We start from the raw sequence: 15602 nt of genomic DNA, 5'->3' as shown, positions 1-15602 counted from the left end.
CTCCCCCGGCCCGGCGACGAGCCGTCGCTCGTGCTCGTCGGGCTCGGGCCCGCCGCGGACGTGACGCCCGCGGTGCTCCGCGACGCCGCCGCGGCGTTCGCGCGGGCCGACGGACGCGCCGCGCACCTCGCGACCGACCTGGCGGCGGTCCCGCTCACGGGCGGTTCCGGCGTGGGTGCCGCCGCACAGGCCGTCGTCGAAGGCGTCGTGCTGGGCCGCTACCGGTACGACCCGCTGCGGTCGGAGCCGGACACGGTCGCCGTCGAGCGGCTCGACCTGCGGGTCCCCGACGCCGACGCGTCCGCCGCACGCGACGGCGTCGCCCGTGGTCTGGTCCTCGCCCGCGCCGCCGCCCTCTCGCGCGACCTCGCCAACACGCCCGCAGGTCACCTCACCGCGCCGGACGTGGCCGACGTCGCGCGTCGCCTCGCTGCGGACGCCGGGCTCGAGATCACGGTGCACGACAAGGCGGCGCTCGTCGCGCTCGGGTGCGGCGGGCTGCTCGGGGTCAACGCCGGGTCCGCCGTCGAGCCGCGCATGGTCGTGCTGCACTACGTGCCCGAGGGCGACGCGGCGCCCGGGCACCTCGGGTTCGTCGGGAAGGGCATCACCTACGACTCGGGTGGCATCAGCCTCAAGCCGTCGAACGCGATGCACGCGGCGATGAAGATGGACATGACCGGCGCCGGTGCCGTGCTCGCCGCGATGAGCGTGCTGCGCGAGCTGCGCGTGCCCGTGCGGGTGTCCGCGTACCTCGCGCTCACCGACAACATGCCGTCCGCGACCGCGACCAAGCTGGGCGACGTGCTCGTCACGCGCGCGGGCCGGACGATCGAGGTCGTCAACACCGACGCGGAGGGCCGGCTCGTCATGTCCGACGCGATCACGCTCGCGCAGGAGGACGGCGTCGACGCGATCGTCGACATCGCGACCCTGACCGGCGCGTGCCTCGCAGCTCTCGGACCGCTCACCGCGGGGCTGCTCGGCAACGACGACCGCGTCCAGAGGCTCGTCGAGGACGCCGCGGACGCCACCGACGAGCGCGTCTGGCGTCTGCCGCTGGACCGCCGGTACCGGTCGTGGATGGACTCCGAGGTCGCCGATCTCAAGAACCTCGGCGGGGAGTTCGCGGGCGCGATCACAGCGGCGCTGTTCCTCGCGGAGTGGGTCGGCGACACCCCGTGGGCGCACCTCGACATCGCGGGTCCGATGCGCTCGGAGAAGGACGACGCGTGGCGGACCAAGGGCGCCACCGGGTTCGGCGCGCGCCTGCTCGCCGAGGTCGCGTCGGCGTACCGCGCACCGGAATGACGGACCCGCCACGACGCGGCGCGCACGGGGACGGCGTGCCCCGGGACGGGGTGCACGGCGACGGCGCGTCACGCGACGGCGCGCCACGCGGCGGCTCGCCGGAGGACAGGGAGCGACGGGCGCTCGTCGTGTCGATCGCCGCGTCGGCGGTCATCGGCGGTGGTGCGGTCGTGTGGGGGGTGCTCGCCGACTCGGGCGTGCTCGTGTTCGACGGCGTGTTCCTGCTCGCGGGCATCCTGCTCTCGGGCGTCTCGCTCGCCGCCGCCCGCGCCGCCGCCTCGCCGCCGACCGTCGAGTACCCGTTCGGCAGGCACGCCGTCACGCCGCTCGCCGTCGCGCTGCAGGGCGCCGCCCTGCTCGGCACGGTCGCGTACGCGGCGGCGGACGCCGTGACGACCCTGCTGGCGGGCGGCTCCGACGCGAGCCCCGCGACGATGCTGCTCTACGGCGTCACCAGCGCCGCCGTGTCGCTCGGCGTCGTCGCGTGGCTGCGGCGGACGAGCGGCTCGGACCTCGTCGACGCGGAGGTCGCGCAGTGGCGGGCCGGCGCCGTGCTGAGCGCGGTCGTCGGCGTCGGCGGTGCGGCCGCCCTCGGGCTCGACGCGCTCGGCGCGACGGCCGCGACGCGGTACGCCGACCCGGTGCTGCTGCTGGTGGCGTGCGCGGTGATCGTCCCGGTGCCGGTCGGGCTCGTGCGTGCGGCGGCGCGCGAGCTGCTGGAGGCGTCGCCGTCCGGGCCCGTGGCCGCGGCGCTCGCGGCTGCCGTCGCCGACGTGCGGGACCGGTTCGGGCTGCCCGAGCCCGTCGTGCGCGCGACGAAGCTCGGCCGCCGGCTGTACGTCGAGGTCGACTTCGTCGTGGAGCCGGGCACGTGGGACGTCGACGCGGAGGACCGGGTGCGGCGTGCGGTCGTCGACGCGCTCCGGGCGCTCGACGGGGACGTGTGGGCGACGGTCGAGGTCACCGGCGACCCGGACCTCGCCGCCTGAGCCTCGCCGGGGTCACTCCAGGTAGATCGACGCGCCGGGGCCCAGCGGGATGCCCAGCAGGTACCAGACGACGAGCAGCGCGCTCCACGTGACCAGCAGCGCGACCGTGTACGGGAGCATGAGCGAGATGACCGACCCGACGCCCACCTTGCGCCGGTAGCGCTCGGCGAAGATGACGATGAGTGCGAAGTACGGCATGAGCGGCGTCGCGACGTTGATCGGCGAGTCACCGACGCGGTAGGCGGCCATCGCGAGGTCCGGCGAGACGCCGAGCTGGATGAACAGCGGCACGAACACGGGCGCGAAGATCGCCCACTTCGGCACGACGCCGCCGATGAAGATGTCGATCACGGCGGTCATCGCGATGAGCCCGAGGATCAGCCAGACCGTCGACAGGTTCGCTGCCTCGAGCGCGTCCGCCATGCCGACCGCGGCGATCGTGCCGAGGTTCGAGTAGTTGAAGTACGCGATGAACTGGCTGATGACGAGCAGCAGGAAGATCAGGCCCGAGAGGTTCGCGATGGTCTTCGTCATCGGGTTGATGACGTCCATGCTGCCCTTCACCGTCCCGGCGCCCTTGCCGTAGCAGAGCCCCATGACGAAGAAGAACAGCAGGATGAGGAAGATGATGCTGTTCAGCAGCGGGGAGTCCTCGACGAGGCTGCCCGTCTCGGGGTTGCGCAGCGGCGCGCCCGGCGGCAGCGACAGCGCCAGGACCAGCAGCAGGACGCCGACGAAGCCCCAGAACGCCCAGCGCAGGCCGTTGCGCTCCTGCGGGCTGAGCTCCCCGCTCGCCGCGGCGGGGGCCGGGCCGACCTCGGGGTCGTCGGACGCGGGCGCCTCCTCCTCGCGGCGGTAGGTGCCGAGGCGCGGCTCGACGAACTTCTCCGTCAGGAGGGTCGCGACGACCGCGACGAGGAACGACGAGACGATCCCGAAGAAGAGGTTCCCGGTGATCGACACGTGCTGCGCGGGGTCGGTGATCGCCTCGTTGGTGATCTCCGTGAGCATCCCGTCCACCGGCGTGATCAGCAGGTTCACGCCGAACCCGCCGCCGACGCCCGCGAACGCGGCGGCGAGGCCCGCGAGCGGGTGGCGGCCGAGCGACGCGAACACCGCGGCGGCGAGCGGGATGAGGACCAGGTAGCCGGCGTCGGTCGCGATCGACGAGATGACGCCGAGCAGCACGATCGAGAACGTCACGAAGCGCGGCGGCGTGACCTTGACGAGGCGCTTGATGAACGCCCCGATGAGCCCGACCTCCTCGGCGAGCCCGACGCCGATCATCGCGACGACGATGACCCCGACCACGCCGAAGCCGTTGAAGTTCGCGACGGCCGAGGTGAACACGAACCGGATGCCGTCGGCGTCGAGCAGGCTCTGCGCGCTGACGGTCACCGTCTGGACCTCGTCGGACCCGAGCTGCGCCTGCTCGAACGTCACGCTGCTGCCCGCGGCCTGGAACACCGCCGACAGCACCATGATCAGCGCGATCAGCGCGAGGAAGATGATGACCGGGTGCGGGACCTTGTTGCCCGCCCGCTCGACCGCGTCGAGCACCTTCTGGAGAGCCCCGCGCTGCGCCGCGGGTTCCTGGACGACCTCGCTCACCGCACACCTCCGGACGGCTGGCACGGGCAGGCCCTTCTTCTGGGCTCCCCCGCTGGCGACGCTAGAGCATCCCGGACAGATCCGGCGGACGACGTGCACAGGGCCGGCCGCTCGGCCTCGGCGTCGGGCCGTCGGTGCAACGCATACCAACTAGTCGGTTGGCTCTTCCGTCGACCGCTCGACGCGCGTAACGTCACCAATGACACGAGTCGTCGACTCGTCCGACTCCTGGGAAGGCACATCGATGAAGATCCGACCCTCCGGAGGCCGTCTCGCCACCGTCCTGCTCGCCGCCGCCCTGGCCGGGATCGCCCCGGCCGGCACGTCCCCCGCGCTCGCCGCGGACAACCCCTACGAGCGCGGCCCCGCACCCACCACCGCCTCCGTCGAGGCGGTCCGCGGCCCGTTCGCCACGTCGTCCACGTCCGTGTCCCGATGGCTGGTCAGCGGGTTCGGCGGCGGGACGATCTACTACCCGACCGACCGCTCGCAGGGCACCTTCGGCGCGGTCGCCGTCTCGCCCGGGTACACCGCGCGGCAGTCGAGCATCGCCTGGCTCGGCGACCGGATCGCGTCCCAGGGGTTCGTCGTCTTCACGATCGACACGACGACCACGTCCGACCAGCCGTCGTCGCGCGGCGACCAGCTCCGTGCGGCACTGCGCTACCTCACGACCGGCAGCGCCGTCCGCGACCGCGTCGACGCCACCCGGCTCGCCGTCGCCGGTCACTCCATGGGCGGCGGCGGCACCCTCGAGGCCGCGAAGGACGACCCGTCGCTGCGCGCCGCGATCGCGCTCACGCCGTGGAACCTCGACAAGACGTGGCCCGAGGTCAGCACGCCCACGCTGATCGTCGGGGCGCAGAACGACTCGATCGCGTCCGTCACGACCCACGCCGAGCCGTTCTACGCGTCGCTCCCCGCGACGACACCGCGGACCTACGTCGAGCTGCGCGGCGCGAGCCACTTCGCGCCCAACACGTCGAACACGCCCATCGCCCGCAACGCGATCGCGTGGCTCAAGCGGTTCGTCGACCAGGACACCCGGTACACGCAGTTCCTCTGCCCGCCGCCGTCGGGCCTCGCCTACTCCGAGGTCCGCAGCAGCTGCCCGTTCTGACGGTCGCCGTCTCCCCGCAGGGCTAGCCTGCGGGGAGACGCACCGCCGACGACGGAGGACGCATGGACGACGCACCGGCACCGCAGCCCGACCCGCGCGACCCTCGCGCGCGCTGGGCGACGCTGCCCGAACCCGTGCGCATCGCCGACACCATCACGTCGCAGGCGAGCAGCGACGCACCCGACCCGGTGATGGGGCGCGACACGGAGACGGAGTTCATGCTCCGCAACGCAGGCTGACGAGACGTCGTCGATCGCCCGAACGTCCGCGCGGGGTGCGACGGAAGCGCTACGTTCACGTCCACGAGCACGCCACGGCTCCCTGGAAAGGCCGACGATGACGCGGACGCCGACGACCGCCCCCCTGCGCGAGACCCGAGGAGACGCCCTCCTGCGGCGCTGGCTCTCGCTCGGCGGGCTGCTCACCGCGATCGGCGTGGGCAACCTGATCGCGGCGCTCAACTGGAACGCGATCAGCCGCGGCTCCGGGGACGTCCGCGCGGTGGCGGCGATGGAGCGCTACGCGATCTGGGGCTTCCTCTTCCTGATCCTCGGTCAGGCCGTGATGACGCGCCGGGCGTTCCTCGAGTCGCGTCGTGGGGACGGCGTCGCGGAGGCACCGTCCGACGACGACGTCGCCCCCCGCACCCGCGCCGCGGATCTTCCGGTCCACCAGCTGCATGCTCCGGTCGACGACCTCGACGCCCCTCCCCGCCTCGCTCCGGCGGGGTGGCGCCGCGTCCTGGCGGGCTGGGCGGTGGTCGGCGCGGTGCTGGCCGCGGTGAGAGGCGCCTGGCTCGTCGCCGAGTGGGCCGACCACTGGTACGTCGCCGAGCGCTTCTACGCCGTCCACCTCGATCCGTCGAACCCCGCGGACCCGACCTACGCGGACATCGCACGGCTCCTGGGGTCGGGCAACGAGGCGCTGGTCACGGGCGCGGTGCTGCTCGTCGTCGCCGCCGCGCTGGTGGTCGCTGCCCGGCTGCTGCGCCGGGCCCGACCCGCCCGCTGACAGGCCATCGCGGCCCGCCACGACCGCGCGCCCTCCACGCGCGATATCTTGATGTCAAGATATCTGCCGTCTGCGTGGGAGGTCGGTCATGTGGGACCCGCAGCAGTACGCGCTGTTCGCCTCGCACCGCGGGAGGCCTTTCGCCGACTTGCTCGCGCGCGTGGGCGCCGGCCAGCCGTCGCTCGTCGTCGACCTCGGGTGCGGTGACGGGCCGCTCACGCTGAGCCTCACGCCGCGGTGGCCGGGGGCACGCGTCGTCGGGCTCGACTCCTCGCCGCAGATGCTCGACGCCGCCCGAGCGCTCGACGCCGACGGGCGCGTCGAGTGGGTCGAGGTCCGGGTCGAGGACTGGGACCCTGCCGCGCTCGGGCAGCCCGTCGACGTGCTCGTCACCAACGCGGCCCTCCAGTGGGTGCCCGGCCACCTCGACCTGCTGCCGCGCTGGGTCGACGCGCTCGCCGACGACGGCTGGTTCGCGATGCAGGTGCCGTCGAACTTCGACGCCCCGTCGCACGCGCTCATGCGTGAGGTCGCCGCCCGGCACGCGCGCGCCGACGACCTGCTCCCGGTCCTGCACCGCGCCGCCGCCGTCGCCGCGCCCGCCGAGTACCTGGGGGCGCTCGCGTCGCTGGGGCTCGACGCCGACGTCTGGCAGACGACGTACGAGCACGTGCTCGACCCCGAGGGCGCGCAGCGCTCGCCGGTGCTCGAGTGGGTGCGCGGCACAGGGCTGCGTCCCGTGCTCGACGTGCTCACCGACGACGCCGAGCGGGCGGCGTTCCTCGACGACTACGCCGCCACGCTCGACGCCGCGTACCCGCGGCAGCCGTGGGGGGTCGTGCTCGGGTTCACGCGCACGTTCGCCGTCGGGCACCGGCCGCCGCGCGCGTGACGGCCCGATCGGTTCGGCTGCACAGCGTCCGCTGACGCGCGCCCGACGGGTGGACGGCGTCAGCGGGCGCGCCCCACGGACGGACGGCGTCAGCAGGCGCGCACGCGGGAGGGCACGGCGTCAGCGGTTGACCATCGACATCCCCGCGTCGTTGTAGCGGTTGCCCGCGACGCCGACCCGTGCGGCGAGCCCGTCCAGGTCGGCGACCTCGTCGGCGGACAGCGCGAGCGCGGTCGACCCCGCGTTCTCGGCGACCCGCTCGATGCGGCGCGTGCCCGGGATCGGCACGACCCACGGCTGCTGCGCGAGCAGCCATGCGAGCGCGACCTGGCCCGGCGTCGCGTCCTTGGACTCCGCGAGCGCGCGCACGTGGTCGACGAGCGCCTGGTTCGCGGTGCGGTTCTCGGCGGTGAAGCGCGGGACGCGCTGGCGGATGTCGTCGTCGGCGAACGTCGTGGACGCGTCGACCGTGCCCGTCAGGAAGCCCTTGCCGAGCGGGCTGAACGGCACGAAGCCGATGCCGAGCTCGGCGCACGTCGGCAGCACCTCGGCCTCGGGGTCGCGCGTCCACAGCGAGTACTCGCTCTGCACGGCCGCGACGGGGTGGACGGCGTGCGCGGCACGGATCGTCGCAGCGCTCGCCTCGGAGAGGCCGAACGCGCGGACCTTGCCGGCGGCGACGAGCTCGCCGACCGTCCCGGCGACGTCCTCGATCGGCACGTCGGGGTCGACGCGGTGCTGGTAGAAGAGGTCGATCACGTCGGTGCGCAGGCGCTGGAGCGACGCGTCCGCGACGCGGCGGATCTGCTCAGGCCGCGAGTCGAGCCCGGCCATCTGGCCGTCCTCGATGTGCCAGCCGAACTTCGTCGCGACCACGACCTGGTCGCGGACCGGTGCGAGCGCCTCGCCGACGAGCTCCTCGTTGACGTACGGGCCGTACACCTCGGCGGTGTCGACGAACGTGACGCCCAGGTCGACGGCGCCGCGCAGGACGCCGATCATCGCGTCGCGGTCGCCGGGGTTGGGGCCGTAGCTCATCGACATGCCCATGGCGCCGAGGCCGACGGCGGAGACGTGCAGGTCGGGTCCGAGCGAGCGGGTGTGCATGGTTCGACCGTACGTCCGGGCGCGCGTCGGTGGGATGCCCTGCCGGTACACGTCTCGACGAGGACTCCCCGCGGCCGCCGCACGGTGGTCGGATGGTCGTGACGGCCGCGACGGTGACCGTCGGCACGGAAGGACAGCCGCATGGAACAGCTCGACACCCCGCCGACCACGAAGGGGCCCGCCGCCTGGTTCACGGGCGACGTCTGGTTCGACGTCCTCGCCGCCCCGCCCGCGCCGTCCCGCCTGCGCGTCAACCGCGTGCGGTTCGCGCCCGGGGCGCGCACGGCCTGGCACCGGCACGCCGCGGGTCAGGCGCTGCACGTCACGCAGGGCGTCGCCCGGGTCGGCACGCGCGACGGGCGCGTCCTGACGCTGCGCCCCGGCGAGTCCGTGTGGTGCCCGCCCGACGAGTGGCACTGGCACGGCGCAGGCCCCGACGCGTTCATGGAGCACCTCGCCATGTGGGAGACGGACACCCCCGACGGCGGCGCGACGTGGGCCGAGCACGTGACAGACGAGGAGTACGGGCGATGAGCGGCTGGACCGCCGAGGAGCTGGCGGTGGTCGAGTCGACCGACGAGCTGCGCGTCGCGTCGTACCGGCCCGACGGGACGCTGCGCCCGAACGTGACGATCTGGGTCGTGCGCGCCGGCGACGACGTGTACATCCGCTCCGCGTACGGCCCGGGCAACGGGTGGTTCCGGCGTGCGCAGTCGTCCGGGACGGGCCGCGTGCAGGTCGGCGGTCTGGAGAAGGAGGTCACGTTCGCGACACCCGCACCCGACGTGCACCCCGCGCTCGACGCCGCGTACCACGCGAAGTACGACCGGTACGGCGCGCGGATCGTCAACACCGTCGTCGGGCCGTCCGTCGTCGACGTGACCCTCCGCCTCGACCCGCGCTGACACAGCGTCGCGCCGCGCCGCGCGACACCGGTCCAGCGCGAGGAGGCGACGCCGCGCGGGACGGCACCGGCGCGGAGCGGCGGCCCTAGGCTCGACCGGTGCTCCGCCTCACCGACGCCCAGCTCGCGTTCGTCACCGAGCGCCACCTCGCGACGCTGACGACGCTGCGCGCCGACGGGACCCCGCACGTCGTGCCGGTCGGGTTCACGTGGGACGAGGTCGCCGGGGTGACCCGCACGACGACCGGACCGCGCAGCGTCAAGGCGGCCAACGTGCGTCGCGCCGTCGAGGGCGGTCGCGTCGCCCGCGCCGCGCTGTGCCAGGTCGACGGGCGGCGCTGGCTCACGCTCGAAGGCGAGATGACCGTCGTCGACGATCTTCCTGAGATCGAGGACGCCCTGCGCCGGTACGCCGAGCGCTACCGGCCGCCGCGGCCGGGCGTCGAGCGCGTCGTCCTTCGTCTGGCCGTCGACCGCGTGATGGCGTCGCGCGACCTCCGCTGACCGGCTGACGACCGCGCGCGCCGGCTCGCGGCCGCGCGCCGGGTGTCGGTGCTGTCGAGCGGGTCGGTTCAGACGAGCACGACACCGTCGCGGGCGACGACGCGGCCGCGCGACACCACGAGCGCGCGCGGCGGGACGCGGACGAGCGCGTCGGGGACGTTCTCGGCGTCGAGCAGCACGAGGTCGCCGGGGGCGCCGACGACGAGGTCGTGGACGTCGCGCCCGACGAACGCGGCGGCGGACGACGTCGCGAGCCGGACGGCACCGGTGAGGTCGTCGTCGGTGCGCAACCCGTGCAGGCGCGCGAAGCCGAGCGCGATGCGGAGCAGGTCGCCGTCGCCGAACGGGGACCACAGGTCGCGGATGCCGTCCGTGCCGAGCCCGACGGGGATGCCGCGCTCGCGCATGCCGCGCCACGGGAGCGGTGCGGTGCCGACGGGCGCGACGGTCGCCCAGCCGATACCGGCGTCGCGGAGCTCGTCGAGCAGGTCCTCCTGGCGGCCGGCGGGGAGCTCGCCGAGCGCGAAGCCGTGCGACACGGTGACCTTGCCGTGCAGGCCGGCGCGTCGCGTGCGCTCGACGATGAGCTCGACCTGGAACGCGCCGAGGTCGCCGCGGTCGTGCAGGTGCACGTCGACGCCCACCCCGCGCCGCTCGGCGATCTCGAACAGCCCGTCGAGCTGCGTGACGGGGTCGCGGTCGATGCCTGCCGGGTCGAGCCCGCCGACGTGCGTGGCGCCCGCGGCGGCGGCCTCGTCGAGCAGGCGCAGGACGCCGGGACGTCGGACGACGCCGTCCTGCGGGAACGCGACGACGTCGACCTCGACCGCCCCGCCGAGGTCCTCGGCCGCTGCCCGGACGTGCTCGATGCCGCGCAGCCCGACGCCCAGGTCCACGTCGACGTGCGTGCGCGTGGCGGTCGTGCCGTGCCGGAGGAGCTCACGCAGCACGGCCGTGGTCGACGCGACCGACGGGATGCCGTACCGGTCGCGCTCGGCGCGCTCGTGCGCGATCCGCCCCTGCGTCGTCGCCTCGCCGCCGTACGACACCCACGGCTGCCCCCACCACGACTTGTCGACGTGCGCGTGCGCGTTGACGAACCCGGGGAGCGCGAGCAGGCCGCGCCCGTCGACGACCTCGGCGCCCTCCGGCACGGCCGCGGTGCCCGCCGGGACGACGGCGCTCACGACACCGTCGGTCACCACCACGTCGGACGGCTCGGTTCCCCACGGACGGACGTTGCTCACGACGAGGTGCATGCGACCGACGGTAACCCGGTCGGGCGCCGCGCCCGGACGGCCGCCGGGGGACGGGCGAGGACGGCTCGGAAGGCGGACGACCGGGCAGGACGGCCCGACGCCTGGTTCGCTACCGGGATGGCTCCCCCGCTCACCGCCCCGTCCGACGCCTGGACCGTCGAGTGCCGCGGCGTGCTGTTCGACGTGGACGGCACGCTCGTCGACTCGGCGGACGCGATCCGCTCGGCGTGGCGCTGGCTCGCGGAGACGATCGGGATCGACCCCGAGCCGATCGTCGCGGCGTCGGTGGCCGCGCGGGCGCAGGACCTGGTCGACCGGTTCGTGCCGCCGGACCTGCAGGCGCGGGCGCTCGACCTCTCCCGGGAGGCGGGCCTCGCCGCTGCGGCGTCGGTCGTCGCACTCCCCGGGGCGGCCGCGCTGCTCGACGCCCTCCCGTCGACGGCGTGGGGCTGCGTGACGTCCGGACGCGAGCAGATCGTCACCACCCGGCTGCGCGCGGCGGGGCTGCCGATCCCGTCGGTGTTCGTGACGTCGGAGGACGTGTCGCGGGGCAAGCCCGACCCCGAGCCGTACCTGCGGGGCGCCCAGGTGCTGGGCCTCGACCCCGCCGACTGCCTCGCGTTCGAGGACACGACGGACGGTGTCGCGTCGGCGCGCGCGGCGGGCATGCCCGTCGTCGCCGTGGTCGGCACGTTCGCGCCCGACGCGCTCGTCGACGCCGGTGCGACGGCGCTCGTGCACGACCTGCGTCGGGTGTCCGTCGGCAGCGCCGACGGCGTGCTCCGGGTGGCCGCCCGATGACCCGCCGCACGCTGCCCGGTGCCGGCTCGACGGCCCGTCGCACGCTCCCGGCCGGCGGATCGACGGCTCGGCGCACGCCCCCCGCGCCCGGCCGCCTCTCGCGCGGTCCGGTGACGTCGTCCGGCGGTGTGCCGACCGCGAGGCGCGTCGCGACGCTCGCGCCGTGGCAGCCGTCGGACGCCGAGGCGCTGGTCGCCGCCGTCGCGGAGAGCCCGGACCTCGTCCTGCAGCTGGGTGGCGGTGCGGTCCCGAGCGTCGACGCCGCGCGCGAGCTCATCGAGAGCCAGCTCGTGCAGTCCGCGGACCCGACGTGGGCGTTCGCGGTGCGCGTCGACGGGCGCGCGGTCGGGCACGTCGCGCTCGCGCACGTCGAGCACCGGCACGCGACGGCGTGGGTGTCGTACTGGCTGACGGCGAGCGAGCGGGGTCGCGGGCTGGCGACGCGGGCGGTCGCGTCGGTCGCGCGGTTCGCCTTCGACGACCTGGGCCTGTTCCGGCTCGAGCTCGGGCACCGTGTGAACAACCCGGCGTCGTGCCGCGTCGCGACGGGCGCGGGGTTCGCGGCCGAGGGCGTCGAGCGCGCGAAGCTGCGGTACGGCGACGAGCGGTTCGACGTGGAGACGCACGCGCGGCTCGCGTCGGACCCCGACCCGGGTGTGGCGCTCCTCACGCTGAACGCCGGGTGAACGGACGAGGTCTCGCATTGCACTGAGTGCAACGGTGCACTTAGTGTCGCAAGAGTGACCATCGGACGACGCGCCGCGCTGCGGGAGAAGCACCACCGCGCGATCGTCGACGCCGCTGCGGCCCTCATGCGCGAGACCGGCGGCACCTCGTTCAGCGTCGACGAGCTCGCGCACCGCGCCGACGTGTCCCGCCGCACGGTGTTCAACCACTTCGAGTCGCTCGACGAGATCGTCATCACCGTCTGCGGCGACATCCTCGGCACGGTCGTCGACAGCTTCGAGTCGCACACCGCCCCCGACGCCGACGCGACGATGTTCGACGAGCTCGCGCACGCCCTGCGCGCCACCGACCTCGTCACCCCCATCGCCTACCTGACGCGCGTGCTCGGCAAGGACTCCGACGACGCGCTCACCCCGCGCCACGCCGCGCTGATCGGGCGCGCGTTCACCGAGGTCAGCGCGCGGATGTCCGCCGAGATGATGCGCCGCCACCCCGACGCCGACGAGCTCGACGTCCGCCTGCTCGTCGGGTCGCTCATGAGCGGCGCGCTCGTCCTGCACGGCTACTGGCACCAGGCCACGGGCGGTGGGGACGACGACCGCTCCCGCCGGGTCTGGGCCGACCTCGTCGAACGCCTCCTCGCCGCGGCCCGCACGGGCTACGGCGCGACGGGCACCCCACCGCCCGCCCTGCACTGACCCGCCCGGAGCCGCACCCATCCGCCCCGAGCCCCCACCGGCCACGCCACGGCCGGCACCGCACGACCAGCCCGCACCGCATCCGTCCTGACCGGAGAGACCCACCATGGCAGAGCTCCTGTACCGCCTCGGGCGCGCCTCGGCCCGCCACGCGCGCGCCGTCGTCGCCGGCTGGTTCGCCGTCCTCGTCGTCGTCGGCATCACGTTCGTCGCCTTCGGCGGCACCCTGGCCAGCGCGTTCACGATCCCCGACACCCCGACGGCCGAGGTCACGGACCAGCTCCAGCGCGAGCTCCCGTCGGCCGCGGGCGGCACCGGCACGGTCGTGATCTCGACCGAGGACGGGTCGGCGTTCACCGACGAGCAGAAGGCCGCGATCGTCGACCGCATCGAGACCGCGCGCGACGTCGACGGGGTCCGCGACGTCGTCGACCCGTTCGCGACGCAGGCCGACCTCGAGGAGCAGCGCCAGCAGCTCGACGACGGTCGCGCGCAGCTCGAGCAGGGCCGCGCGCAGCTCGACGCGGGTCAGGAGCAGCTCGACGCGGGCAAGGCGCAGCTCGAGGCCGGCCAGCAGCAGCTCGACGCGGGTCGCGCGCAGCTCGAGGCCGCCGCGCAGCAGGCCGCCGGTGCCGGTCCGGTCGCCGAGGCGCAGGTCGCGGCCCAGCAGGCACAGCTCGACGCGCAGCAGGCACAGCTCGACGCGCAGCTCGCGGTCGTGGCGGAGCAGCAGGCGACGATCGACGCGGGCCGCGACGAGCTCGAGGCGTCCGAGCCGCAGCTCGAGGCGGGCTCGACCCTGCTCGACATGGCGTCCGAGATCCGTCTGGTCTCGTCCGACGGCAGCGCCGTCGTGGTCCCGGTGTCGTTCACCGAGGCGTCCATGAACCTGGCCGACGACACCAAGGAGGGGCTGCTCGCGGCGTTCGACGAGCCCATCGACGGCGTGCAGGTCGACTACTCCTCCGAGATCTCGGGCGGCGTGCCCGAGCTGCTCGGCGTCGGCGAGGTCATCGGCGTCGTCGTCGCGGGCGTCGTGCTCGTCGTCATGCTCGGCACGTTCCTCGCCGCGGGCCTGCCGATCCTGCAGGCGCTGCTCGGCGTCGGCATCGGCGCGCTCGGCGCGATGTCCCTGTCGGGCGTCGTCGACATGGTGTCCGTGACCCCGATCCTCGGCGTCATGCTCGGGCTCGCCGTCGGCATCGACTACGCGCTGTTCATCGTCAACCGGCACCGCCGCCAGCTCAAGCAGGGCTACGACGTGCACGAGTCCATCGGGCTCGCGAACGGCACGTCGGGCAACGCCGTCGTCTTCGCCGGCGCCACGGTGCTCATCGCGCTGCTCGCGCTCAACATCACGGGCATCCCGTTCCTCGGCCTCATGGGCACCGTCGGCGCGTTCTCCGTGCTCGTCGCCGTCCTCATCGCGATCACCATGACGCCCGCCCTGCTCAAGATCCTCGGCACGCGCGTCCTCAACACGAAGGAGCGTGCCGCGTTCACGGCCGCCGGCGCCGGGACCGGCGACGTCGTCGTGGCCGCACCCACCAAGCCGCTGCGACCCATGACCACCTGGAAGGCCGTCCTGGCCGCCCTCCTCAGCGTCGGGGCGCTCGTCGTCGTCGCACTGCCTGCGACCGAGCTGCGGCTCGGGCTGCCCGACGGCTCGTCCGAGCCGCACGACTCCACGCAGTACCGCGCCTACTCCACGATCGACGAGCGGTTCGGCGAGGGTCAGAACGGCACGCTCGTCGTCGTCGCGACGCTCCCCGAGGCGCCCGCCGAGGGTCAGGAGACCGTCGAGCAGGCCCGCATCGGCTCGGCGATCTTCGAGCAGGACGACGTCGTCGCCGTCGCGCCCATCGGGTCGTCCGAGGACGGCACGACGATCGCGTTCCAGGTCGTGCCCGCCGAGGGTCCGACCAGCGAGTCGACCGAGGAGCTCGTGCACACGCTGCGCGACCTGTCCGTCGACGGCGTGGACTCGATCGGCGTCGCGGGCCAGGCCAGCGGCAACATCGACGTGTCCGACACGCTCGCCGACTCCCTGCCGACGTACCTCGCGGTCGTCGTCGGGCTGTCGCTGCTGATCCTGATCGTCGTGTTCCGGTCGATCTTCGTACCGGTCGTCGCGACCCTCGGCTTCATCCTGTCGTTCTTCGCCGCGATCGGCGGGGTCGTCGCGATCTACCAGTGGGGCTGGCTGTCCGGCGTCTTCGGCGTCGAGACGCCCGGCCCGGTGCTGAACTTCCTCCCGACGATCCTCGTCGGCATCCTGTTCGGCCTCGCGATGGACTACCAGCTGTTCCTCGGGTCCGGCATGCGCGAGGCGTACGCGCACGGCGCCCCCGCGCGCATCGCCGTCGTGCAGGGCCTGCGGGCCGGGCGGGCCGTCGTCACCGCCGCGGCGATCATCATGATCTCCGTCTTCGGCGGGTTCGTGTTCTCGCACTCGGCGATGATCCGGCCCATCGGGTTCGCCCTCGCCTTCGGCGTGCTGGTCGACGCGTTCGTCGTCCGCATGGTGCTCATCCCGGCCCTCCTGCACCTCGCCGGCGACAAGGCGTGGTGGATCCCGAGGTGGCTCGACCGGGTCCTGCCCGACGTCGACGTCGAGGGCGCCGCCCTGGAGCGCCGCCACCCGCACGAGCACGAGACGCACCTCGACCCGGAGCCGTCCACGACCGCCTGACGCCCCCACCGGTCCG

General features: G+C 74.2%; 16 protein-coding genes. 13 read left to right on the top strand and 3 right to left on the bottom strand.

Going from position 1 to position 15602, the window contains the following annotated elements:
• A partial coding sequence (locus CTKZ_RS10400; RefSeq protein WP_124342887.1) for a leucyl aminopeptidase occupies positions 1-1311 on the top strand: 1311 nt, incomplete at its 5' end.
• A gap of 35 nt (positions 1312-1346) precedes the next feature.
• Positions 1347-2300: a cation efflux transmembrane domain-containing protein gene (locus CTKZ_RS10395; RefSeq protein ID WP_200829700.1), complete on the top strand. Its 954-nt coding sequence runs from the start codon at positions 1347-1349 to the stop codon at positions 2298-2300.
• 12 nt (positions 2301-2312) lie between these two features.
• On the opposite strand, the gene CTKZ_RS10390 is transcribed toward CTKZ_RS10395, so the two are convergent.
• Complete coding sequence (locus CTKZ_RS10390; protein ID WP_124342885.1) at positions 2313-3911, bottom strand: AbgT family transporter; 1599 nt, start codon at positions 3909-3911, stop codon at positions 2313-2315.
• Positions 3912-4155: 244 nt separating this feature from the next.
• On the opposite strand from CTKZ_RS10390, the gene CTKZ_RS10385 reads away from it, so the two are divergent.
• The 4 genes from CTKZ_RS10385 (at position 4156) to CTKZ_RS10370 (ending at position 6934) form a co-directional block, all read left to right on the top strand.
• Positions 4156-5031 (top strand): alpha/beta hydrolase family protein, encoded by an 876-nt coding sequence (locus CTKZ_RS10385; protein ID WP_124342884.1) that lies wholly within the window; start codon positions 4156-4158, stop codon positions 5029-5031.
• A gap of 62 nt (positions 5032-5093) precedes the next feature.
• On the top strand, positions 5094-5270 hold the full coding sequence (locus CTKZ_RS10380) for a heme biosynthesis protein HemY (RefSeq protein WP_124342883.1): 177 nt from the start codon (positions 5094-5096) through the stop codon (positions 5268-5270).
• Between the two features lie 97 nt (positions 5271-5367).
• Positions 5368-6042 (top strand): hypothetical protein, encoded by a 675-nt coding sequence (locus CTKZ_RS10375; RefSeq protein WP_124342882.1) that lies wholly within the window; start codon positions 5368-5370, stop codon positions 6040-6042.
• An 88-nt stretch (positions 6043-6130) separates the two neighbouring features.
• Complete coding sequence (locus CTKZ_RS10370) at positions 6131-6934, top strand: methyltransferase (protein ID WP_124342881.1); 804 nt, start codon at positions 6131-6133, stop codon at positions 6932-6934.
• A 120-nt stretch (positions 6935-7054) separates the two neighbouring features.
• Here the strand turns inward: CTKZ_RS10370 and CTKZ_RS10365 are convergent, their stop codons facing one another.
• The gene (locus tag CTKZ_RS10365; protein ID WP_124342880.1) at positions 7055-8041 is read right to left on the bottom strand and encodes an aldo/keto reductase; all 987 of its coding nucleotides are present in this window, start codon (positions 8039-8041) and stop codon (positions 7055-7057) included.
• Between the two features lie 141 nt (positions 8042-8182).
• Between CTKZ_RS10365 and CTKZ_RS10360 the strand changes: the two genes are divergently transcribed.
• The 3 genes from CTKZ_RS10360 to CTKZ_RS10350 all read left to right on the top strand — a co-directional run bounded on the left by CTKZ_RS10360 (position 8183) and on the right by CTKZ_RS10350 (position 9449).
• Positions 8183-8575 (top strand): (R)-mandelonitrile lyase, encoded by a 393-nt coding sequence (locus CTKZ_RS10360; protein WP_124342879.1) that lies wholly within the window; start codon positions 8183-8185, stop codon positions 8573-8575.
• Positions 8572-8946 (top strand): DUF2255 family protein, encoded by a 375-nt coding sequence (locus CTKZ_RS10355; RefSeq protein ID WP_124342878.1) that lies wholly within the window; start codon positions 8572-8574, stop codon positions 8944-8946. Before CTKZ_RS10360 ends, CTKZ_RS10355 begins: the two co-directional genes overlap by 4 nt.
• Before the next feature lie 98 nt (positions 8947-9044).
• The gene (locus CTKZ_RS10350; protein WP_124342877.1) at positions 9045-9449 is read left to right on the top strand and encodes a pyridoxamine 5'-phosphate oxidase family protein; all 405 of its coding nucleotides are present in this window, start codon (positions 9045-9047) and stop codon (positions 9447-9449) included.
• Between the two features lie 68 nt (positions 9450-9517).
• Here CTKZ_RS10350 and CTKZ_RS10345 read toward each other — a convergent pair whose 3' ends face one another.
• The gene (locus CTKZ_RS10345; protein ID WP_124342876.1) at positions 9518-10708 is read right to left on the bottom strand and encodes an amidohydrolase; all 1191 of its coding nucleotides are present in this window, start codon (positions 10706-10708) and stop codon (positions 9518-9520) included.
• Between the two features lie 117 nt (positions 10709-10825).
• Between CTKZ_RS10345 and CTKZ_RS10340 the strand changes: the two genes are divergently transcribed.
• From CTKZ_RS10340 to CTKZ_RS10325, 4 genes are all read left to right on the top strand, one after another.
• Positions 10826-11509, top strand: a complete 684-nt coding sequence (locus CTKZ_RS10340) for an HAD-IA family hydrolase (protein WP_124342875.1) — start codon at positions 10826-10828, stop codon at positions 11507-11509.
• The gene (locus tag CTKZ_RS10335; RefSeq protein WP_124342874.1) at positions 11506-12195 is read left to right on the top strand and encodes a GNAT family N-acetyltransferase; all 690 of its coding nucleotides are present in this window, start codon (positions 11506-11508) and stop codon (positions 12193-12195) included. The genes CTKZ_RS10340 and CTKZ_RS10335 overlap by 4 nt, the downstream gene beginning before the upstream one ends.
• Positions 12196-12249: 54 nt before the next feature.
• Positions 12250-12894, top strand: a complete 645-nt coding sequence (locus tag CTKZ_RS10330) for a TetR/AcrR family transcriptional regulator (RefSeq protein WP_235843436.1) — start codon at positions 12250-12252, stop codon at positions 12892-12894.
• Positions 12895-13000: 106 nt separating this feature from the next.
• Positions 13001-15586: an MMPL family transporter gene (locus CTKZ_RS10325; RefSeq protein ID WP_124342873.1), complete on the top strand. Its 2586-nt coding sequence runs from the start codon at positions 13001-13003 to the stop codon at positions 15584-15586.
• Positions 15587-15602 lie beyond the last annotated feature (16 nt).

It is taken from the genome of Cellulomonas algicola (assembly GCF_003851725.1).
GTDB classification, from domain to species: domain Bacteria; phylum Actinomycetota; class Actinomycetes; order Actinomycetales; family Cellulomonadaceae; genus Cellulomonas; species Cellulomonas algicola.
Note: the sequence above shows the minus strand (reverse complement) of the source record. Positions and strands in the feature narration are given on the sequence as shown.

Bases quoted from the DNA above. Each gene is read 5' to 3' on its own strand.
- CTKZ_RS10385 (WP_124342884.1), top strand. From the start codon at position 4,156: ATGAAGATCCGACCCTCCGGAGGCCGTCTCGCCACCGTCCTGCTCGCC.
- CTKZ_RS10380 (WP_124342883.1), top strand. From the start codon at position 5,094: ATGGACGACGCACCGGCACCGCAGCCCGACCCGCGCGACCCTCGCGCG.
- CTKZ_RS10375 (WP_124342882.1), top strand. From the start codon at position 5,368: ATGACGCGGACGCCGACGACCGCCCCCCTGCGCGAGACCCGAGGAGAC.
- CTKZ_RS10370 (WP_124342881.1), top strand. From the start codon at position 6,131: ATGTGGGACCCGCAGCAGTACGCGCTGTTCGCCTCGCACCGCGGGAGG.
- CTKZ_RS10365 (WP_124342880.1), bottom strand. From the start codon at position 8,041: ATGCACACCCGCTCGCTCGGACCCGACCTGCACGTCTCCGCCGTCGGC.
- CTKZ_RS10360 (WP_124342879.1), top strand. From the start codon at position 8,183: ATGGAACAGCTCGACACCCCGCCGACCACGAAGGGGCCCGCCGCCTGG.
- CTKZ_RS10355 (WP_124342878.1), top strand. From the start codon at position 8,572: ATGAGCGGCTGGACCGCCGAGGAGCTGGCGGTGGTCGAGTCGACCGAC.
- CTKZ_RS10345 (WP_124342876.1), bottom strand. From the start codon at position 10,708: ATGCACCTCGTCGTGAGCAACGTCCGTCCGTGGGGAACCGAGCCGTCC.
- CTKZ_RS10340 (WP_124342875.1), top strand. From the start codon at position 10,826: ATGGCTCCCCCGCTCACCGCCCCGTCCGACGCCTGGACCGTCGAGTGC.
- CTKZ_RS10335 (WP_124342874.1), top strand. From the start codon at position 11,506: ATGACCCGCCGCACGCTGCCCGGTGCCGGCTCGACGGCCCGTCGCACG.
- CTKZ_RS10325 (WP_124342873.1), top strand. From the start codon at position 13,001: ATGGCAGAGCTCCTGTACCGCCTCGGGCGCGCCTCGGCCCGCCACGCG.